This window comes from Sorangium sp. So ce375 (genome assembly GCF_051473855.1).
Classification (GTDB): domain Bacteria; phylum Myxococcota_A; class Polyangia; order Polyangiales; family Polyangiaceae; genus Sorangium.
Genome location: NZ_CP150335.1, coordinates 1396524 through 1416260, shown reverse-complemented (window position 1 = coordinate 1416260; position 19737 = coordinate 1396524). Strand labels below are relative to the sequence as shown.

The window sequence follows — 19737 nt, the reverse complement described above, 5'->3', positions numbered from 1 at the left end:
TTGTGGCCGGAACACGCCTCATGCGACGCTCGAGAGCGCCATGGGCAAGGTCACCGCTCTTCACATGGACACGATCACGGAGAAGTCGGGGCACCAGATGACCGGCATGGCCGTCAGCGTGTGCCTGACGCCCGCGGCGCCGAGCCCGCTGCCGATCCCGTACCCGACGATGGGCACCGTGGCCGAGGGGATCATCGATCCGTGCATGCGGACCAAGATCGAAGGGGCGAAGATCCTCACGGTCGGCGGCTGCATGAAGGCCTGTCACGGCAACGAGCCAGGCACACTCAAAGAGGTCGTCAGCCTCAACACGGGGGGACCGAGCTTTCCCTGGCTGGGCGCGCCCAACGTCCTCATCGAGCTCGGCATGGCCGGCATCACGGGCAGCATGGGCCAGATGAACAAGAGCATCACCGCCGGCGCCGGGGCGAGCGCGAGCAACGCCGCGGGCGGCGGCGGCGGCGGCGGCGGGGGCGGCAGCAGCGCCGGCGGTCCGGGCGGGGGCGGCCCTCAGGGCCCGAGCAACGGCGGCGGTGGCGGAGGCGGCAGCAGCCAGGGCGCGGGCCCGCCGGGCCCACCCGCGCCGCCGGGCGCCGATGGCCAGGCGTCCGCGGGGCACCCGATCGACGTCGTGACCGGGGCCATGTACACGAACCCGGTCACGGACATCGAGCTGCCGGGGCCCCTGGTGCTGACCCTGGAGCGAAGCTACTCGACCGCGGCGGTGCGGCATCGCTGCGGCATCGGGTGGGGGTGGTCGCACGACCTCGCCTGGAGCGCCCGGCGCCGCGGCGATGAGCTCGAGCTCTCCGCGCCGGGCGGTCGCGCCCAGGTGCTCTCCTGGCCCGCGCAGGATCAGGTCCTGCTCCTGCCGTTCGGTGTCCGCGTCGCCGCCGTCGGAGAGGATCTTCTCGTCGAAGAAGACGACGGCCTCGTGCGGGTGCTGCGCCGCGCCGCCCCGGAGGAGCGCTTCGCGCTCGTCGAGCTCCGCGACGCGTTCGGCAACAAGGCCACCCTGGAATGGCGAGGCGATGAGCTCACGGGCATCGTCGACGCCGTCGGGCGGCGCGCCCGGCTCGAGCGCCAGGGGCTCTTCGCCTGGTGGGAGGTGATCGCGACCGACGAGCAAGGCACCCCGCACTCCCGCCGCGCCGTGACCTACGAGCTCGACGACGCGGGCGATCTCGTGCGGGTCATCGACGCGGGCGGCGCGGAGATCCGGTACGAATACGACGAAGAGCACTACCTCGTCCGGGAGATCTTGCCCGACGGGCTCACCTACCACTTCAGGTACGAGGCGATCGAAGGCGCCCGACGGTGCGTCGAGACCTGGGGCGAGATCGCCGGCCGCGACGTGCTCGCGGAGCTCGGCGCGCCCCGCCTCCCGGGCGCTCGGGGCGTTCACCACACCCGGCTTTCGTATGACCCCGACCGCAGCAGGACCGTGGTGATCGACGGCGAGGGCGGGACCCACACGTACACGGGCAACGCGCTCGGCCTCGTCACCGCGTACGTCGACCCGCGCGGCCACGCGCGCACCTACGCGTACGACACGATCGGCAGGCTGCTCTCGGCCCGCGACGGCGGCGGGCGGACCACGCGGCGGTCGTACGATGCCGCGGGGCACCTCGCGAGCGTCACCGAGCCCGACGGTGCGACGTGGCGCGACGCGGTCGACGCGGAGGCGCGGACGATCGTCCGCACGCGGCCCGACGGGAAGAAGACCCGCACTACGTACTGGAGGGGCCTCCCCACCGGGAGCGTCGACTGGCGAGGCCGCGAGCACGCCCTCGAGTGGGACGCGCACGGCCTCGCGCGCGCGTCGACCGGGCCGGACGGCGCCGAGTTCACGTACGACTACGACGCGCACGGCAACCCGATCCGGGTCGAGACGCCGGCCGGTGACGCTTACGAGTACGTCTTCGACCTGTTCGGGTGCCCCGTCGAGGCGCGCACCCCGAAGGGCGGCGTCTATCGGTTCGCGTACGACTCACGCTTCGCGCTGGTGCGCCTGGAGGAGCCGAACGGCAACGTCCTGGAGCTGGAGATCGACGCCGGCCGCCGCGTCACCGCGCGCTCCGACGCGAGCGGGATCACGCGGTACCGCTATGTCGCCGGCGCGCTCGTGGAGGTGGTGCGCCCGGACGGCAGGCGATTCCGGCTCGGCTACGATGCGCTCCTGCGGCTCCGCTGGATCGAGAACGCCGCAGGCGAGCGCCATGTGCGCGAGTACGACGGCGGCGGCAATCTCTCCCGCGAGACGTCGTTCGGCGGCTCGACCACGGCGTACGAGTACGACGGATCGAACCTCCTCGTCCGGACGACCCACGCCGACGGCGCGTGGGTGCATTACGAGCGCGATGGGGCCGGTCGCGTCACGAAGCTCGAGACCTCGGGCGGGCTCGTGGAGGAGTTCCACTACGACGCGCTCGGCCACCTCACGCGCGCGCGGAGCGCGGACGTGATGATCACGTTCGAGCGCGACGAGGACGGCCGGGTCGTCCGGGAGGTCCAGGAGGCTGGCGGGTTCGCGTTCGCCGTCGCCCGCCGCTTCGACGACGCGGGCCGCGTGCTGGACCGCCGATATGCGACGGGGTGGTCGGTCGAGGTGCGCCGGCGCGAGGAAGACGGCGCGCCGGCGTCGCTCGCGGTCGCCGCCGGCGAGGCGGACGGGCTCGCCTTCACGCGGGACGCGCGCGGCGAGTCGCGGCGGACGCGGCTCGACGGGACCTGCGCGCTCACCTGGTCGCGCGACGTCCAGGGCCTGCCGGAGAGCGTCGCCGTCCTGGATGAGCGGGGCGAGCCCGTCCGGACGCGCGCGTGGACCTGGAGCCCGGTGGGCCCGGTCGCGGCGGTCGAGGACAGCGAGCGCGGCGCGCGCCGGTATGACCTCGACGTCGAGGGCAGGCCGCTCCGCCTCCACGGCCTCGGCGCCGACGAGCAATTCGCGTACGCGCCCCAGGGGACGCCGATCCCGTCGCGCGGCCCCGCGTGGTCGATCGGCGGGGACGGCCGCCCCCTGCGCGCGGGCGGCGCCGAGATCCGGTGGGACGCCCGCGGCCGCCTCGCGGGGCGCGTCGGCCAGGGGCCGCTGCAGACCTGGCGCTACCAGTACGACGAGCGCGACCGCCTCGTCGCAGCGGTCCGCGGCGACGGCGTCGCCGTCCGTTACCTGTACGACCCCCTCGGCCGCTGCGTCGCGCAGGCGCACGGCAACGGCGAGAGCACCTGGTTCGGCTGGGATGGCGAGAGCCTCGTCGAGGAGCGACCGACGAGCGGGCCGTCGATCCAGCGTGTGTTCGACGACGACGGCTTCACGCCGCTGCTCGAGGCGCGCGACGGCAAGGACTGGCGGATGGTCGTGACCGACGCGGCCTCCACGCCCTGGCTCTACCTGCACCGCGACGGGCGCGCGTCGGAGATCGATCTCGGCGCCTTCGGCCGCGTCACGCGCGCGACGGGCGATCCCGGCGCGCTCCGGTTCGCCGGGCAGCGCGCCGACGCGGTGACCGGCCTGCACTACAACCGCCACCGCTTCTACGACCCGGCAACGCACGTCTTCCTGACCCCCGACCCGCTCGGCCTGCTGGGCGCGCTGCAGGAGATCGGGTTCGTCCCCAACGTCACGATCTTCATCGACCCTTCCGGGCTCACGACGATCGTCGTGGGCGCGCCGGCCGACGCGACAATCCAGCAGCATGTCGCCCTTCTTCAGGCACAGCACCCGGGCGCGCGCGTGCTTCGACACGATCAGCTCACGCCGGGCAGCCTGGCGCGAGAGGATCACGTCATCGTATCGACGCACGGAGCGCCCAACCTGGTGGAGTGGGGCAACGGGTACATCGACGGCCGCCAGCTCGGGCAGCGGCTCACGGCGGCGGGGTTCCGCGGCCAGAAGCGGGGGCGAAAGCGGCGCGTCGAGCTGTCCGCGTGCAACAGCGCGACCCCGGCGCAGGGCGGGGGGTCGAGCGTGGCGAGGGAGGTCGCCTCCGAGACCCGCGCCATCACGTACGGCGCGCGCTCCGAGAACCTGCCGGACACGTATCGCAACGTCACCGCGCCCGGTCCAGGCGGCCACCCGTGGGGTCCTGGCATGATGGCGCCAGACTGGACCGGCGGGACGACACCGTATGTACACGAAGGTTCGTGGGTCCAGGCGCGCCCCAGGCCGGCAGGTGGCCGCCGCCGGCGTTGACGCCGAGACCCCGAGGAGTGCTACTGGACCCGCCGTGCGCTTCATCAATCCGTACCCGTACGGTCACCCTCCGCGGAACGAGGACCTCCAGCGCGCGCTGGCGGCGTCGTCCCGGGGCCAGCTCATCGACGGCGGCGATCGCGCCCTGGCCGAGCTGGACCGAGCGGCGCTGGAGGCCCTTGGACCGGCGCTCGAGATCTTCGAGGACAAGCCGTACTTCGACGAGCGATGCCGCGCGCCGCGCCGGCAGCCGCAGCTCGGGATCGTCCTTGCGGCGGAGGGCGGGCCGGCCGGCCGGGTGGACCTCTACCCGGAGAATCGTTCCATCTACTGGCGGGGCCTCGACTGGAAGCAATGGTGCGGCTGGGCCGAGCTGCGCGACGACCGCGCGCTGCTCGAGTGGCTCGCCGCGCACGGTGTACCGGAGCCGCTCGAGGACGTGACGCGCTGGAACAGCGAGGAGGGCGAGCGCGCGCGGACCGAATGGCGCAAGGCGATCCCGCCGAACCTGAAGGGCCCCTGGTGCGGGCCGGTCGATCGCCTCCTGGACCCCTGGCACATGCTGGAGGCGGCGGCGTGGATCCGTCAGGCCGGCGCGAACATGCGTAAGGCCCGAGGGCTCCTGGAATGGTACGGGGCGGGGTCGGGGCCGTTCGCGCGCCGGCCCGATTACGAGTTTCTCCCGCGGCTCCTGCTCGGCCGCTTCTCCGGCGAGGATCTCCAGCGGGCGCTCCAGTCCCAGCCGAGCGACCAGATGCTCGCGGGCGCAGGGCGCTATATCCTGGATGCCGGGCCGCTCTCCCCGGGCGCCCACGCCGGCTATGTCGAGCCGATCGATGCGAGGCTCCGCGAGGCGATCGTCGGTGCGGTGCGCCGGCTCGCGTCCGGCGAGGACGCGGATCTGCTCCGTGAGCGGCTCTTCCCGGCGCCGTTCGTCCCGCCGGAGCACACCGCGCTGGTCGGCGCATCGAGCACCCTGCACCTGCGCCGCCCGGTGGCCGACGGCAACGCGGTGGTCGCGGTGGATTTCCAGGACATCGTGCGCCTCGAAGGCGGCGCGCGCACCGTCCTCGGCAAGCTCCTTGGCGACGCCGTCCTCGCGGTCCGGAATGGCCGGCTGCTCGTGGGCAAGGGCGGCGGCGTGCAGGAGCTCGACGCGCGGGGGAACGTCGTGGCCGTGCACCCCGCCGTGACCCCCGAGCAGGCAGCCGCGGCGCGCGCGATCACCGCGGCCTGGTCCGCGCCGGCCGCGGCGCCGGCCCTGGGCGAGCCGCTCGGCCCCACGCCCGAGGAGCGCGAGGCGTTCGAGGCGCTCGCGCACCTCGGGCTCGGCGCGCCGCCCTCGGCGCGCGCCGTGGGGCGCGATCACCTCGAGGCGGGCGGGCGCGCGATCGTGCGCCGTGGCGAGGCGGGCGCGCCGCCCCGGCGGATCGCGCTGCCCGGGCGCGCCGCGCTGCTCACCTTCTCGGCGTCGCACCTCGTGCTCGCGCTCGATGCCGGCGGTGCCTGCCGGATCGCGTGGGTGGAGGAGGGGAGCGATGTGCTGCGTCTGTCGCCGCCGATCCGGATCGCCCCGCGCGCGCTCCGCTTCCTGCTCGCCACGGACGACGCCGCGCTGCTCGGCGTCGACCTGGACGCCGGCGAGGTCGTGCTGCGCGTCGGCATGGCGTGCGCCGATGTCGAACGACCGGGGCGGCCATGAGCGCTCCAGGCGCCGAGTTCACGCTGCTGGGCGACCATCGCGGCGTTGGCCCTCGGCGGTAGGGTGCCCAGAAAGACAAGGACGACGACCTGAGCGGTTGCTCGTTCCTCATTCCTCGACACGCGCCCAGGGGACATCCGCAGATGCAGCGCTGCGGATCCTCTGCGGCTCCGGCGCTCCTCCGGCGTTGCGCTCGGGCGGACGGCGGAACAGCATCCCGGCATGGATATGCGAGGGCGGAAGGACCCGGCGAGGTCCAACTCTTCTCTTATGCTCGAGCGGCTGCCGTCTATCCTGCTGTCGCTGTTCGCGGCGTTCTTCGTCGCTATCGGGAGCTTCGTGATCTCGGCCGCCTACGCAGAGCACCGAGCCGCCGAGATCGACGCGGCGGCCATGAGCTTGGCGGAGAACGCCACGCCGAGCATCATGCACCTGGCGGCCGCGCGCGCCGAGCTGAGGCATACCCAGGCGCTCCTGAGCGATCTTGCCAACAACGCCGTGATGGGCCGCCCGCTCGACCGACACGAGCTCGATGAGGCGCGTGACAATCTATCCCGCAGCCTCGACGCCTACCTCGGCATGCCCGTTTATCCGGGAGAGCTCAAGCAGTGGCAGACCGTCGCGCAGGAGCTCGGCAAGCTCAATATGGACATCGACCGGGCCCTCTCGCTGCTGGCGAGCGGCCATTCGGGCGAGGCCAACAAGCTCGTGGACGACGGTGTGCGAGTGGACTTCAACGCGACGAGCGAGGCCGTGATGGCGAGCATCGAGCTCAACGCGCGGCAGACACGTCGTCTGGCGGTCGAGATCGCAGCCATCCGCGTTCGCTCTCGTCGGATCGCGCTCGGGCTCAACACGGCGAGCGTGACGTTCGCGCTGCTGGCCTGCGCGGCGGCCACCGTGCAGATCCGTCGCCATGTGAGGCTGCTCTGGCGGCAGGGCGTGCTCCTGGAGCGCCGGGCGGATGAGCTCGAGCAGTTCGCCGGCCGGGTCGCGCACGACGTGCTCAGCCCCCTCGGCTCGGTCGCGCTCTCGCTGGACCTCGCCTTGCGGCGGTGCGACGAGGGAGATCCGGTGCGAAAGGCGCTCGAACGGGGCCGGCAGGCCATCGCGCGAGTCAAGTGCGTGACCGACGGCCTCCTGGAGTTCGCTCGCGCGGGCGCGAGGCCGGAGCCAGGCGCGCGCGCCGAGGTGCGCCCCGTCATCGACGATCTCATGGGCGAGCTCGTCCCTGTCGCGGCAGAGCTCGGCGCGGAGCTCCGCGTCGAGCCCTTCGCCCCGTGCGCGGTGGCAGCGAGCCCCGGCGTGCTGACGAGCATCCTCGCCAACCTGATCCGCAACGCGCTCAAGTACCTCGGCGACGCGGCGGTCTGTCGCGTCGTGATCCGGGTGCTCGACGCGAGAGGCGGCGTGCGGATCGAGGTGGAGGACACGGGGCCAGGCGTCGCGCCGGCCCTCGAGGAGATGGTGTTCGAGCCCCACATCCGAGCGCAAGGGGCTCGAGTGCCGGGGCTGGGTCTGGGCCTCGCCACCGTCAAACGCTTGACCGAGGCGCACGGCGGCCGCGTGGGGCTCCGCACGGTCTTGGGCAAGGGGAGCATCTTTTGGTTCGAGCTGCCCAGCGCGAGCGCCGAGGCGACGCGCGCGCCCGAAATCGGCTCGAGCACCGGCGCGTGACCTCCGGGAGGCTGCGGCCCGGTTGCTCCGCGAGCGGCGTCTCCGTTGACGCGCAGGGCGCGCTCCGCGCCCCCTCTCGGTTTTCTATCTCATGGCGGAGTCCTTCGAGTCTCAACGTGATCGTTTCAACGGACGAGGAGGGCCCCCGCGGCGCCCGACGGCGGGGGACGCGGAGGGTGTGGAGCAGGAGGGCGACGAACGGCCGCGCGGCCCAGAGGGACTCGATACGAGGGCGCGACCACCGGGTGGAGCGACGCTTTCGGCGCGCTGCGTGTCCGGCGGCGCGTCCGGGGTCCGACTTCCGGTATCGGGACGGATTTTCTCATGAATGAAGTTGCTTGATGGCGTTTTCTTCCGATTGACGCCGCGCGCCCGTCGCCCCTACCGTCGCCGCGCGCGTCAGGAGGGCGGATTTGCGGTTGCCCCGTCTGCCGTTGAGGTCACGACGGCACTTTTCCTCCAGGACTTCATCCGGTCTGCTGCTCACGCCGGCTCAGGATCGGCGCTACGGTGCATGCGTGGCGGACGGGCGAGAGCCGGCGTGAGGATCGTGGAGATGCACTGAGGACTCCGGGAGCCGAACAGATGCGTTCGAAGGAAGGCCGACGCATGGCGACGTCCGTCATCGCCGTCGCTATGTGCGCGTGCGGCGCGAGCGCGTTGACCGCGTGCCGTTACTCCGATGCTTGCTGGGAAGCGCTGGACTGCGCCCCCGATGCAGAGCCTCCGCCCGACCCGTGCGCGGGAGAGCCCGGTACCGCGCTGGCGCTGGACGAGTGCGGGGTGTTCGTCAGCGCGTCGTCAGGCGACGACGCGAGCCCTGGCACGAAGGGCGCGCCGGTGAGGACCTTGCGACACGCGATCGGGCTCGCCGCGCACGGACGACGTGTCGGCGAGACGCCGACCCGGCGCGTATACGCTTGCGGCGAGGCGTTCGACGAGAAGATCGCGCTGCCTTCCGGGGTCGACCTCTGGGGCGGCCGTCGCTGTGGTGACGGCGGCGACTGGTCGTATGCGTGGTCGTTCGGCGGGCCCGACGAGCCGACCTCGATCGCTCCGCCCACGGGGATCCCGGTGCGGGTCCTCGGGGGCGACAACGCGACGTCGACGATCGTCGGCGTGCACGTCGTCGCGGCGGACGCCTCGTCGAGCGACGGCAAGTCGTCCATCGCGATGATCTTGAGCCCTGGGGCCGGCGCGATCGTGCGGGACAGCGCGATCGTCGCGAGCAACGGCAAGGATGGCGAGCCAGGGGAGGACGCCGACAGCGAGCGGGCGAAGGACGGAGAGCTGGGGAACGACGGCGTGGACGCCTGCACGGCCGACTCCGCGACGGGCGCCCTTCCGGTCGCGACCGCGTGCGACGACGGCATCGAGTCCACGGGAGGCTACGGCGGCGACGGCGGGCTCGAGTCGGGCGACGACGGTGCGCCGGGGCAGCCGGAGCCGGCGGAGAATCCGGAGGGCAAGGGCCGCGCGGGGCTCGGCGCGGGCAGCGAGACGTGTACGGCGGGGAAAGACGGCGCCAAGGGCACCGCCGCGGGTCGCGCTGCCGGCGCCACTGGCCCAGGCCAGCTCACCGAGCGAGAAGGATGGGTCGGTGTCCGGGGTCAGGACGGGGCACGAGGGGGCGTCGGTCAAGGGGGGGGCGGCGGCGGCGGCAGCAAAGGGCGAGGCGACATGGTCGCGTGTCGCGCGGGCAGGCCGCAGGGCGGCGCTGCCGGCGGCTCGGGCGGGAGCGGCGGCTGCGGCGGCGACGGAGGCAAGGGCGGCGGCTATGGCGGTGCGAGCATCGGGGTCGTCGCGTTGCAGGGGAGCGCGCTGACGCTCGAGACGACGAGGGTGACGACGGGCAACGGCGGCCGCGGCGGCGTGGGCGGAACGGGCCAACCGGGCGGCACGGGTCGACAGGGCGGGTCCGGTGGAAAGGGCGTCGTAGACAATCGCATGTGGAATGCGTGCGACGGCGGCGCGGGTGGACATGGTGGCCGCGGCGGCGATGCCGGCGGCGGCCTCGGGGGCCCCTCGTACGGCGTCGCGTCCGTCGCTGCCCGCGTGGAGTTCGGGCCGTACGCCACGGTAGAATGGGGAGCAGGCGGCGAGGGCGGAGTCGCCGGCAACGCAGCGCCCGATGACGACGCGGGCAAGGGCGCCGATGGCGACAACATGCCCTGGCGTCAATTCGACGTGTCCAATCCGGAGCCGCCCCGTTGACGGGCCCTGTGCGCGCGCCGTCGCGTGGAGGAGCACCATGAAGCCGACCTTCCCCGTCCACCTCGCCTTCGCCCTTCCGCTCTCGGTCATCGGCTGCGGGACCACGCCGGGCCCGCTCGACCCGGGCCCTGATCCCTGCGACGACGGCACGCCCTGTCTCGACGAGCCGCCGGCGGAGTCGGTCTGTCTCGATCACCTGGCCGCCGATGTGCTGGACGACGGCTGCGGGGTGTTCGCCGGCGGTGTCTTCGGCGGCGGGGACGACGCGAACCCCGGCACGAAGGACAAGCCGGTGCGGACGCTCCAGCGCGCCGTCGCGCTGGCGCGAAAGGGACGGGGGCGCGTGTTCGCGTGCCACGAAGCTTATTTCGACCCCCTCACGCTGCCCTCCGGCGTGGATCTGATAGGCGGGTTCGATTGCCGGACCTGGGAACGCATGATCCCCTGGTCCGATGGCAACCGCATTCGCTCGGTGCTGCAGACCTCAACCGATTTTAGCCTTCTCCTGACCGTCGAGCCGGCGGGCCCCGAGGACACGGGCGCAGCGGACGGCGTATCGAGGATCGTCGACTTCAGGGTGGCCGCGCACGGCCCGATCGCCGTGCTCGCGAAGTCCGGCGCGACCGTCGAGTTCCTCCGAGGCATCATTAAAGCCTCCGAGGGATGGGCGGGCCATGAGGGCGAGGAGTTGCCTGGACTGGATCAGGCAGCCGACGGACGGCACGGCCTGTACGGCGGGGATGCGTGCTCCGCCGACAGGGTCCCTGGCGGCGCCGCCGTGGTGAACCCGTGCGATGGCGGGCTCCCGAGCACCGGCGGCAAGGGGGGCGACGGGCTCTCCGACGGCGCCGAGGACGGGGACGACGGGGCGCCGACGTCCTCGGAGTATGGTGGAGGAGGACGCGGGGACGTGCCCGGCATCCACTGCAGCAGCGGGTCCTATGGAATCCGCGGCGCGTGGGGTGCCTTCGGCGCCGCGGGCCAGGGGATCGGGCGGATTGACGAGACGGGATGGCAGGGCGCCAAAGCCGGCGACGGCACCTGGGGCATGCCGGGTCAGGGCGGCGGCGGAGGGGGCGGGCGGCGAGGCGGGCTCAGCGTGTGCGGCGTGGCCGACAAGGGAGGCGCCGGCGGCGGCTCCGGAGGCGCCGGCGGCTGCGGCGGCAGGGGCGGTCGCGGGGGCGAGAACGGGCACCCGAGCATCGGCATCCTCGCGCTCCATGCGAAGGTGACGGTGCGCGACAGCGAGATCATCACGCGTTCCGCCGGCCCGGGGGGTGCTGGGGGCAAGCCCCAGGACGGCGGCCTGGGCGGCCGGGGCGCGCCGGGGGGCGCGTTGGGGGACGGCAACTGGTCCTGTCCGGGCGGCAACGGGGGCGAAGGGGGCCCCGGCGGCTACGGCGGCCCTGGGCGCGGCGGCGACTCGATCGGCATCGCGTACCTCGACGAGGACCAGCTCACGGTGGAGGGCGTCACCTACGATCTCGGGCCGCCGGGCAAGGGCGGCGTGAGCTGGGATTGGTCCGGCAAGGAGATCACGGGCGAGGAGGGCACCGTCGTCGAGACGCTGCGGTTCCCCGAGTAGCTGGAATCCTCGATGCTCGCCTCCGCCTGCCTGGAAGGGAGCAGGAAGGACCGCTTTGCGTGGGTTTCAGATTTCGTTCGAGTATTTGGATGGAAAATGGACGCGCATAGGAGCAGCGACGAGTCGGACCCTCCGAGCAAGCTGCCATGAAGAACTTCGTGATGCACCTCATGTGCCTGATGGAGATCGCGTCATTCTGTGCTTTCCCTAAACTCAGGGCGAAAGCGACTGGCGCGCCGACCCGCGAGCACGTCCTCCATCACCTGGACGCCTATCTGCCGATTGCACGGGAACACGATGCGAGAGAGGCTGGGCCGCAACCTAAAAAGACGATGTCATGGGTACATGCCGTGAAGCTTCGCGAGCTCTTCGGCGAATGGACTCCCTCAAAGGATGTTCCGCCCGAGATCGTGGAGGAGTCACGGCGCTCCCTCGCTGGGCTCGCCTTCCCCGACCCGCGGGACGAAATCTGGGATACGTGGGACGGATCAGACGAAGCGCCAGGACCGATCCCCGCGGGCGGTCAATCCACGGACCCGACGGGCGGGGATCATCGATGAGACCTGAGCTCGCCGTGAACGAGGCGGTCCTTGGGACCTGCCTGTTCACGACCAAGGAGCCACGAGCGTGGAAATCTTTCCTGGAGTCCGTCGAACACGCGTCGTCGTGGCCGTCGAATCGTGCTCGTGCGCATGCGTGCAGAGGCAGGCGCCCGGTGGGTGGAGTCCGCCCGTAGCATCGCGAGAGCTAGCGAGGCTCCGCCCCAGCCCGCCGGAGTGTCCAGGGCGCGATGCAGCGCTCTCCACGGGCGGCTTGACAGCAGCAACCTCCACGCCTTCCATGTTGGCCATGAAAATTGCCATCATAAAACGACCTCTTTCGGCTGTTGCCGCAATTGGTGCTTGGGGCCTTCTGGCCTTCATCATGGCACCAGCTTGCACCATTACAATCGGCGCACGAAAGAATGACAATGCACAGGATGACACAAACAGCGCAGATAAGAATTCACAAGACGGAACAAGTGACACAGATGACATCACCACGGTTCAGCCTTCTCAAAGCGAGGAGGACATCGGCGAACAGGTGTATACCCAGCTCGATCCGCATGAGCTCGCGCTCGCCCAGGCCAAGGCCGGCCATCTCTCATGTGCTTTGGCAGGCACGCTCGATTCGCTGAACCTTGATCCGTCCACGCTCGACGACGCGACCCTCATGAGCCTCATCGAGCAATACGGCCCCGCGGCAGCGGAACTAGCTGACACTTGGTTTTCGGAGAACATTGATTCGTCGACGGTATCCGCCGTCAACGGCCCGAAGTTTGAGTGCAAGCGCACGCACGGCTGCGAATATTGGACCAAGTGTTCGCTAATTATGTACCAAACGTGGCGCACTCCTGCTACGTCGACGACTGCGGCACGGCGAAGTGCTCTACCTGTCCAGATTTTGTGAACACGCCACTGCAGAACGTTGCCATCAAGGCATGGTGCTCTTATGTGTGCACAGAGGAAGGAACGAGAACCCCAAATGTTGTAGCCGTAGGCGCGGGCGGGATTTCTCCGCTTGGCAACCACTTCATAGGGACGTTCTGTCTCCCGTACCCTTAGTAACGAGCTCCGATGGACCTTATGCCGGTTCAGATAGGATTTCAGGTGGAGCGACAATGAGCGAAGATCTGGAGAGACGGCGTCAAGAAGTGCTCGCTGCGGCTCGGCTCGACGAAGAGCGCTATGCGTCGGCTAAAGAGAAGGCTCTGGAGGGGCTATCTTCGTTAGGTCGCGTCATGGGCCTGATGTCCATCCTCGCGGCGCCACGCCTCCTCGCTCGGATAGCCGCCGGCGGCTCCGCGGCGGTGCCCCAGGAACACGCCATGCAACTCCTCGATGGTTACTTGGCCATCATTGAGGCAGTCAAGAATGGAAATTTCCAGGACGCAAAGGGCGACATCCAACGAACAGAGGAGTCTGCGCGAAGGGTGCGCAAGCTGATCGAGACGTGGGACTTCTGTGGTCACGCCCCAGCGCCGCTAGTGCAGGCCGGGCGGGACTACTTAAGAGCGTTCGGGTTGCCGGAACCGGAAGAAGGTTGGGACCGATGGGAAGGCCCCTCAGACGAGGACGAGGCGCACACGTCGATGTGAGCTCACGTGGCATCGATGGCCTCCTAAAAAGCGCCGCCTATCCATGGTTATGCGACAGATTGGAGCGGGGCCGCCGGCAGGCGCGTCGAGAGCCGGCGCCTCGCTCCTCAGCCCACCGGCTGACGCGCCTCCACCAGCGCGCCGGTCCCACCGGACGCGCTGGTTCGTCGTCGTGCGCCTGCTGATGCGACCCTCTCTGGAGCGCCCACAGAGAACCAGAGACCTAGGGAAGGAACGAGCCTTTCGAGAAAATCCCTTGACTCCGCCCGCCTGCCCATGATGTGGATAACAGTCAAGGGAGGTATTCTTCATGGCAAAGTCCATCCCCTTCGATCCGACTCCATACCTGCGTCCTCCGAAGCTCGACGTCCGGCAGGCCGTCGCGCTCGCGATCGCGCTCCTCTCGGCGCTGCCGAGGGACGCGACCGACGGAATGAAGCGCACCGCGCGCGCCGTGCGCAAGGCGACGCTCGCCATGAACAAGGCTTGGGATCAAAAGCGGCGCGCGGCCGGCGCCCCGAAGCCCGCGAGCAAGGCCAAGGCGGACTACCGCGTCGATACCGCCTGGGCCGCCCTGAAGATGCGGGTCGATGCCTGCGCCTTCCTGCCGGCCACGGCGCACCCGAGGGCCGAGCGAGCCAAGGAGATCTCGCAGATCTTGTTCCCGGAAGGCCTCGAGTTCCTCAAGCTCTCGATGGACCTCGAGTGGGCCGAGAGCAACGCCCTCCTCGGCCGGATCGCCGAGGACGACGCGCTCGGCAAGGACCTTGTCGCCATCGCGGGTCCTGAGTTCTTGGCCGAGGTGCGCGCAGCCCATGAGGCCTATGGCGAGGTCCTGGGGATCACGAAGGCGCACGAGACGCCGGCGGACGTGGCGGCCCTGCGCGAACCGCTCCGGGAGCTCGTGAGCGCGATTGGCGATTACATGCTCCAGGTCGTCGCCGGTGTCGATCGCGAGAGGCCGGAGACGGTCCAGTCGGCGCGCGCCGCGCTGGCCCCGCTGGACCGCCTGCGCCAGGCCGCCGCCCGGCGGGCGGCCGGCAAGAGCGGCAAGGGCGCGCCAGCCGCGGACGAGGACGACGAGGAGGCGCTCCCCGAGATCGAGCTCGACACGCCGGTCCCGGACGTGCCCCAGTAGCCGCCCTGTCCGAACGGAGCTGGCGGCGCCTCCCCCTCGCTCAAAATTGCCCCCTCGGACGACGCGCGGCGCCTCGAATTTGTACAAGGTTGCCGCCTCGGGCGACCCACGTCGCCTCGAACTTGTACAAGGTTGTCCTCTCGGACGACCCGCGGCGCCTCGAATTTGTACAAGGTTGCCGCCTCGGGCGACCCACGTCGCCTCGAACTTGTACAAGGTTGCCCCCCTCGGACGACCCAGGTCTCCTCTAGTTCAGGCCTCTCCGTCTTTGTTGACCCGGTGCGCGGCCCCAGGCACCATCCCCGCGCAGCGCCCTGCGGGCCTGCATGGCCGGAGGCTCGACTCCGGCTCGCCACCTTCCCTAACAAGCTGTTGAGGTGCTTTGATGCCCGTTCGTACGATTCTCTTGCTCTGCTTCGCTCCCTTCGCCATCGGCGCTCTCCAAGGCTGCGGCGGTGATGACGGCGACGGCAGCAGCGGCGAGACCTCCGGGGGGTCGCTCGGAGAGTGTCCGCCCGACTCCGATGCGCAGGCGATGGCGGGCTACAACGCGCTCCAGGAGCAGTGCGCGAGCTGTCATTCGACGACCAAGGAGGGCGCGTCCCGCATCGGCGCTCCGGAGGACGTCAATGTCGACGACCCCGCCAGCGTCACCGCCGAGGCGGAGGAGATGTACGAGGAGATCCAGATCGGCGGGGCGAACGGCGCGGACGGGATGCCGCTCGGCGTGAAGCTCCCCGACGAGACCATCGAGTCCATCCGGGTCTTCCTCGCCTGCGACGCGGCCAAGTAGCGCCACGCCGCTGATCATCCCCTGCGGCGCCACCTCCGACGCCCTGGAGGTCGGCGCCGAGGGAGAGCTCGCCGTGGGAACGGCGTTCAACCTGAAGCTCGTGGCCCGCTCGGGCGACCTCCTCCGCTTCGCCGGGGTCGGCGCCACGGTAGCGCCCGCTCGCTGAGCGCGGCGCGTCGATCGCTGTGCGATCGCGCGATCCGGAGTATGGTGCAGGCATGTTCAGGCTGGATGCCCGCTCCGGGGCCGCAGCGCTCGCGCTGGTCTCCACGCTCGCGCTGACCGCCGCGCTCGGCGCCTCCTCGTGCGCCGGCGCGCCCTCCGCGCAGCGCGGGGCGACGGCCTGCCCGCCGCTCTGCCCGCAGCCGGCGCCCCCGCCGAACGCAGCGCCGCCGGGGCCCGTCGTGCCGGGCACGCCGGGCGAGGCGCCGGGGTTCGATCCCGAGCGCCTCACCCTCGTGCTGGACGACCCGCGGCTCGCGCAGGTGCAGAAGCTCGTCGAGCAGGAGGCGTACGCGGGCGCGGCCACGGCCATGGCCCAGGTGCTCTCCGCGCCCCTGTCGCCCGCGGATGCGGCGGCGTTCCGCTACCAGCTCGGGCGGCTGCGCGCCCTCGCGGGCGACCCCGTGGGCGCCGCGAAGGAGTACGACGCCGCCGCGGCGGCCGGCGGGCCCCTCGCCGATCACGCGCGGTTCGCGGCGGCCGATCTCCTCGCCAAGGCAGGACAGCCGGACGCGGCGCTCGAGCGCGCGCGCGCCGTCGCGTCGGACGTCGCGATCGCCGACGAGCTCGATCGCATCGTCGCCGGCGCGCTCGCCGACAAGGGCGACATCGAGGGCGCCGCCGCGCGCTGGCGCGCGTACCTCGCCCGGAGCTGGCCGGCGTCGACGTGGGTGCCGGAGGCGATCCGCTTCGCCCGCGCGCTGCTCCGCCATCCGAGCGAGGACCACGCCGAGGAGGCGATCCGGATCGCCCGGCGCGTCATCGACGAGGCGCCGGGCGGCGCCGGCGCCGGGGAGGCGAAGGAGATCCAGGACCAGGCCCTGTCGACGCTGCCCTTCGCCCGGCGCAAGCCGTTCCTCGATCCAGGCCCCGCCGATCTGCTCGCCCGCGCGCGCGCCCTGCTCGCGTCGCGCCAGGACAAGGAAGCGCTCGCCGTCACGGACGCGCTGATCGCCCTCCCCGAGGCGCAGGCGCCCTCGGCCTTCGCCTGCGACGTGTACGCCGCGCGCGGCGAGGCGCTCGGGCGCCTCCGGCGGCGGGCCGAGGCCGCCGACCTCTTCGGCACGGCGATCGAGCGCTGCGGGCCGGCTGCTCCCGCTGCAAGCGCGGCGTCCGCGACCGCTGGAGCGAGCGCCCCTGCCGTCGCCGCAAGCGCGCCTGCCGCCGCCGCGAGCGCCCCCGCCGCTGCGTCAGGCGCCCCCGCCCCCCGGCGGCCCGAGACCCTCTACAACGCAGGGCGCGCGTCGTTCCGCGTCGATCGGCACGCCGAGGCGGCCACGCGCTTCGCGCTGCTCGAGAAGGAATACCCGGATCACCGGCTCGCGGACGACGCGCGCTACCTCGGCGCGCGCGCGCTGCTCGCGCTCGGGGACCAGGCGCAGTTCGTGCAGCTGCTCACCGCCATGCCCGACGACTTCCCGTCGGGCGACATGGTGGCCGATGGCCTGTTCGAGCTCGCGCTCTTCGAGATGGAGCGCGGCGACTGGGCGGGCGCGGTCAGGCCGCTCGAGCGCGCGCTCGAGCGGTTCCCGCACGAGCGCGCGTACCAGGCCGCGGGCAGGCTCCCCTATTACCTCGGGCGCGCCCACATCGAGACGGGCTCGCCCGACAAGGGCAAGGCGCTGCTCGAGCAGGTGATCCGCGACTACCCGCTCTCGTTCTACATGGCGCTCGCCCACGCGCGGCTCGCCGACGTCGACCCCGCCGCCGCCCAGCGCGCCCTGTCCGCGGCCCTGGAGCGCGACGCGAGCGCGCCGTACACCGAGCTCAAGAGCCCGCTCTTCGCGCACCCCGCGTTCACGCGCGCGGTCGAGCTCGCGCGCCAGGGGGAGGCGAAGCTTTCGCGGCGCGAGCTCGACCAGCTCGGCGTCGGAGGCAAGACGGCGCCGCGCGAGGTCGTGTGGGCCTCGGCGTTCCTGCTCGCGCGCACGGGCGCGCTGCCGCAGTCGTACAGCATCCTGCGCACCGCCATGGCGGCGCCGGCGGCCGTCGAGCTCGCGGGCGAGTGGGTCGATCACTACCCGGTCGGGCGCTGGCGCGGCGCCTGGGAGCTCGCGTATCCGCGCCCCTTCGCCGGCCTCGTCGCCGCGGAGACAAAGCGGAGCGGCATCCCCGAGGCCCTCGCCTACGCGATCATGCGCGAGGAGTCGGCCTTCGATCCGAGGGTGGCCTCGCCCGCGCAAGCGTTCGGGCTGATGCAGCTCATCGTGCCGACCGCGAAGCGGGTGGCCAAGCCGCTCGGGCTGCCGTGGAGCGCCGATGCGCTGAGGCGCCCCGAGGTCAACATCGCGCTCGGCTGCCGTTACCTCTCGGAGCTTCGCGGCCAGTTCTCGGACAACCCCCTGCTGGCGATCCCCGCCTACAACGCGGGCGGCGGCGCGCCGAAGCGGTGGATCGCCGAGCGCCCGTCGCAGAGCTTCGATCTGTGGGTCGAGCGCATCCCGTACGAGGAGACGCGGCTCTACACGAAGCGCGTGATGACGAGCCTCGCCGTCTACGAGCTCCTCTACACCGGCGCTCAGCCCGGCGAGGCCTTGCGGACGCCGCTGCCCGCGAGCCCGGCCGCGCGCTCTGCCGTGGCGAACGCCGCGCCCTGACCCGCGCCGTGGAAGCCGCACGCCGCCGCGCGATCAGCGCCGCCGACGCTGACCGCGCGCCCGCCGCCGAGGTTTCGGCGAGCGGGCGATGCGGAAGCTTTGGTAGAGTCCGCGCGTGATCGACCCATCGAGCCCTTCCCATCAGCTCGTGGGCGCCGTGCTGAGCGGGCGCTTCCGGATCGTGCGTCTCCTCGGCGAGGGGGGCATGGGCGCGGTCTACGAGGCCGAGGGCCTGCGCGGCGAGGGCAAGCGGGCGATCAAGGTGCTCCACGCCGAGTTCACGCAGGACGAGCAGGTCCTCCACCGCTTCTTCGCCGAGGCGGAGGCGACGAGGGGGTTCGTCCACCAGAACATCGCGTCGGTCTTCGAGGCGACCCGCGCCGAGGACGGCACGCCCTACCTCGTCATGGAGCTCCTGCAGGGCGTCCCGCTCGCCGCCTACATCGACACGGGCAACCCGATCCCGCCGCAGCAGGCCGTGCCGATCATCCACGAGGTGCTCCAGGCGCTCATGGCGGCGCACAGCCACAAGGTGATCCACCGCGATCTGAAGCCGGAGAACCTGTTCCTCGTGCGCGATCCCCGCGGGGGTTTCCGCGTCAAGGTGCTCGACTTCGGCATCGCGAAGGTGATGGACGCGGCCGGCGGAATGGGCCTGAAGACCCGCGCCGGCACGCTCCTCGGGACGCCCGGCTACATGAGCCCCGAGCAGATAAAGAACGCGCAGGGCGTCGACGCGCGCGCCGATCTCTGGAGCGTCGGCGTGATCTTCTACGAGATGCTCACGGCGACGCAGCCGTTCCCTGCCGAGAACGAGTTCGCGCGGCTCACCGCCGTGCTCGCCAAGGAGGTGCGCCCGATCGAGCAGGTCGCGCCCCACCTCGCCGCCTGGGGCCTCTTCTTCCAGCGCGCCCTCTCCAAGGACGTGGCCGGGCGCTTCCAGACGGCCGAGGAGATGGCGCAGACGCTGGGCGCCATCGCGCACCGCACGGGCATCGCGACGCCCAGCGGGTGGCCCGAGGCGCCGGCGTCGCCCTCGCTGACGCACCAGCTGCCCTCGCTGCCGCCGCCGCCGCCGCAGAACCTGACGCCGCCACAGCAGAACCTGACGCCGCCGCAGAACCTGGCGCAGCCGCCGCAGAACACGACGCAGCCGGTGCAGAGCATTCCGCCGGTCGCGTCCAGGATCCCCACGGTTCCCCCGCCGCACATGACCACGCCGCCCGTCCGGGCGAACCCGTCGGTGGCGCCCACGGCGACCTTCCAGGCGGCCGCCGGGCCGACCCACGTCAGCGCGCAGCGGCCGACGGGCGTGCCCACGCTCACGGGCGGCCATTACGACGTGCGGGTCGTGGAGGTCCCCATGGCCCCCGAGAGCGCGGCCTCGGAGGGCGCGGCCTGGTGGCTCGTGGGGCTCATCGGGCTCGTGTGCCTCGGCGTCGGCTTCGCGCTGGGCGTGCTGGTGAGCGGGTGAGCG

General features: G+C 71.7%; 12 protein-coding genes. All 12 read left to right on the top strand.

The genetic code is table 11. From position 1 onward, the window contains the following. Nucleotides 1–40 precede the first annotated feature (40 nt). The 12 genes from WME90_RS05400 (at nt 41) to WME90_RS05345 (ending at nt 19734) form a co-directional block, all read left to right on the top strand. Nucleotides 41–4195, top strand: a complete 4155-nt coding sequence (locus WME90_RS05400; RefSeq protein ID WP_437279995.1) for a PAAR-like domain-containing protein — start codon at nt 41–43, stop codon at nt 4193–4195. Between the two features lie 34 nt (nt 4196–4229). Continuing rightward, nucleotides 4230–5897 (top strand): hypothetical protein, encoded by a 1668-nt coding sequence (locus tag WME90_RS05395; RefSeq protein WP_437279994.1) that lies wholly within the window; start codon nt 4230–4232, stop codon nt 5895–5897. A gap of 270 nt (nt 5898–6167) precedes the next feature. Continuing rightward, a complete protein-coding gene (locus WME90_RS05390) occupies nt 6168–7574 on the top strand; it encodes a sensor histidine kinase (RefSeq protein WP_437279993.1) in 1407 nt (468 codons plus the stop codon). A gap of 609 nt (nt 7575–8183) precedes the next feature. Beyond that, nucleotides 8184–9788 carry a hypothetical protein gene (locus WME90_RS05385; RefSeq protein ID WP_437279992.1) on the top strand — a complete coding sequence of 535 codons (1605 nt, stop codon included), beginning with the start codon at nt 8184–8186 and terminating at the stop codon, nt 9786–9788. Nucleotides 9789–9825: 37 nt separating this feature from the next. Then, entirely contained in the window at nt 9826–11373 is a 1548-nt protein-coding gene (locus WME90_RS05380; RefSeq protein ID WP_437279991.1) for a hypothetical protein, read from the top strand. Nucleotides 11374–11519: 146 nt separating this feature from the next. Further along, complete coding sequence (locus WME90_RS05375; protein WP_437279990.1) at nt 11520–11933, top strand: hypothetical protein; 414 nt, start codon at nt 11520–11522, stop codon at nt 11931–11933. Between the two features lie 289 nt (nt 11934–12222). Further along, a complete protein-coding gene (locus WME90_RS05370; RefSeq protein WP_437279989.1) occupies nt 12223–12822 on the top strand; it encodes a hypothetical protein in 600 nt (199 codons plus the stop codon). A 211-nt stretch (nt 12823–13033) separates the two neighbouring features. Then, the gene (locus WME90_RS05365) at nt 13034–13510 is read left to right on the top strand and encodes a hypothetical protein (RefSeq protein WP_437279988.1); all 477 of its coding nucleotides are present in this window, start codon (nt 13034–13036) and stop codon (nt 13508–13510) included. Between the two features lie 310 nt (nt 13511–13820). Continuing rightward, the gene (locus WME90_RS05360; protein ID WP_437279987.1) at nt 13821–14648 is read left to right on the top strand and encodes a hypothetical protein; all 828 of its coding nucleotides are present in this window, start codon (nt 13821–13823) and stop codon (nt 14646–14648) included. Nucleotides 14649–15033: 385 nt separating this feature from the next. Continuing rightward, a complete protein-coding gene (locus tag WME90_RS05355; protein WP_437279986.1) occupies nt 15034–15441 on the top strand; it encodes a c-type cytochrome in 408 nt (135 codons plus the stop codon). Between the two features lie 218 nt (nt 15442–15659). Continuing rightward, nucleotides 15660–18260, top strand: a complete 2601-nt coding sequence (locus tag WME90_RS05350) for a transglycosylase SLT domain-containing protein (protein ID WP_437279985.1) — start codon at nt 15660–15662, stop codon at nt 18258–18260. A 115-nt stretch (nt 18261–18375) separates the two neighbouring features. Next, nucleotides 18376–19734, top strand: coding sequence for a protein kinase domain-containing protein (locus WME90_RS05345; protein ID WP_437279984.1), 1359 nt, complete (start codon nt 18376–18378; stop codon nt 19732–19734). The last annotated feature ends 3 nt before the right edge of the window (nt 19735–19737 follow it).

Coding starts and splice junctions, on each gene's coding strand:
- WME90_RS05370 (WP_437279989.1), top strand. CDS start 12,223: ATGAAAATTGCCATCATAAAACGACCTCTTTCGGCTGTTGCCGCAATT.
- WME90_RS05400 (WP_437279995.1), top strand. CDS start 41: ATGGGCAAGGTCACCGCTCTTCACATGGACACGATCACGGAGAAGTCG.
- WME90_RS05365 (WP_437279988.1), top strand. CDS start 13,034: ATGAGCGAAGATCTGGAGAGACGGCGTCAAGAAGTGCTCGCTGCGGCT.
- WME90_RS05375 (WP_437279990.1), top strand. CDS start 11,520: ATGAAGAACTTCGTGATGCACCTCATGTGCCTGATGGAGATCGCGTCA.
- WME90_RS05355 (WP_437279986.1), top strand. CDS start 15,034: ATGCCCGTTCGTACGATTCTCTTGCTCTGCTTCGCTCCCTTCGCCATC.
- WME90_RS05390 (WP_437279993.1), top strand. CDS start 6,168: ATGCTCGAGCGGCTGCCGTCTATCCTGCTGTCGCTGTTCGCGGCGTTC.
- WME90_RS05350 (WP_437279985.1), top strand. CDS start 15,660: ATGTTCAGGCTGGATGCCCGCTCCGGGGCCGCAGCGCTCGCGCTGGTC.
- WME90_RS05360 (WP_437279987.1), top strand. CDS start 13,821: ATGGCAAAGTCCATCCCCTTCGATCCGACTCCATACCTGCGTCCTCCG.
- WME90_RS05380 (WP_437279991.1), top strand. CDS start 9,826: ATGAAGCCGACCTTCCCCGTCCACCTCGCCTTCGCCCTTCCGCTCTCG.
- WME90_RS05385 (WP_437279992.1), top strand. CDS start 8,184: ATGGCGACGTCCGTCATCGCCGTCGCTATGTGCGCGTGCGGCGCGAGC.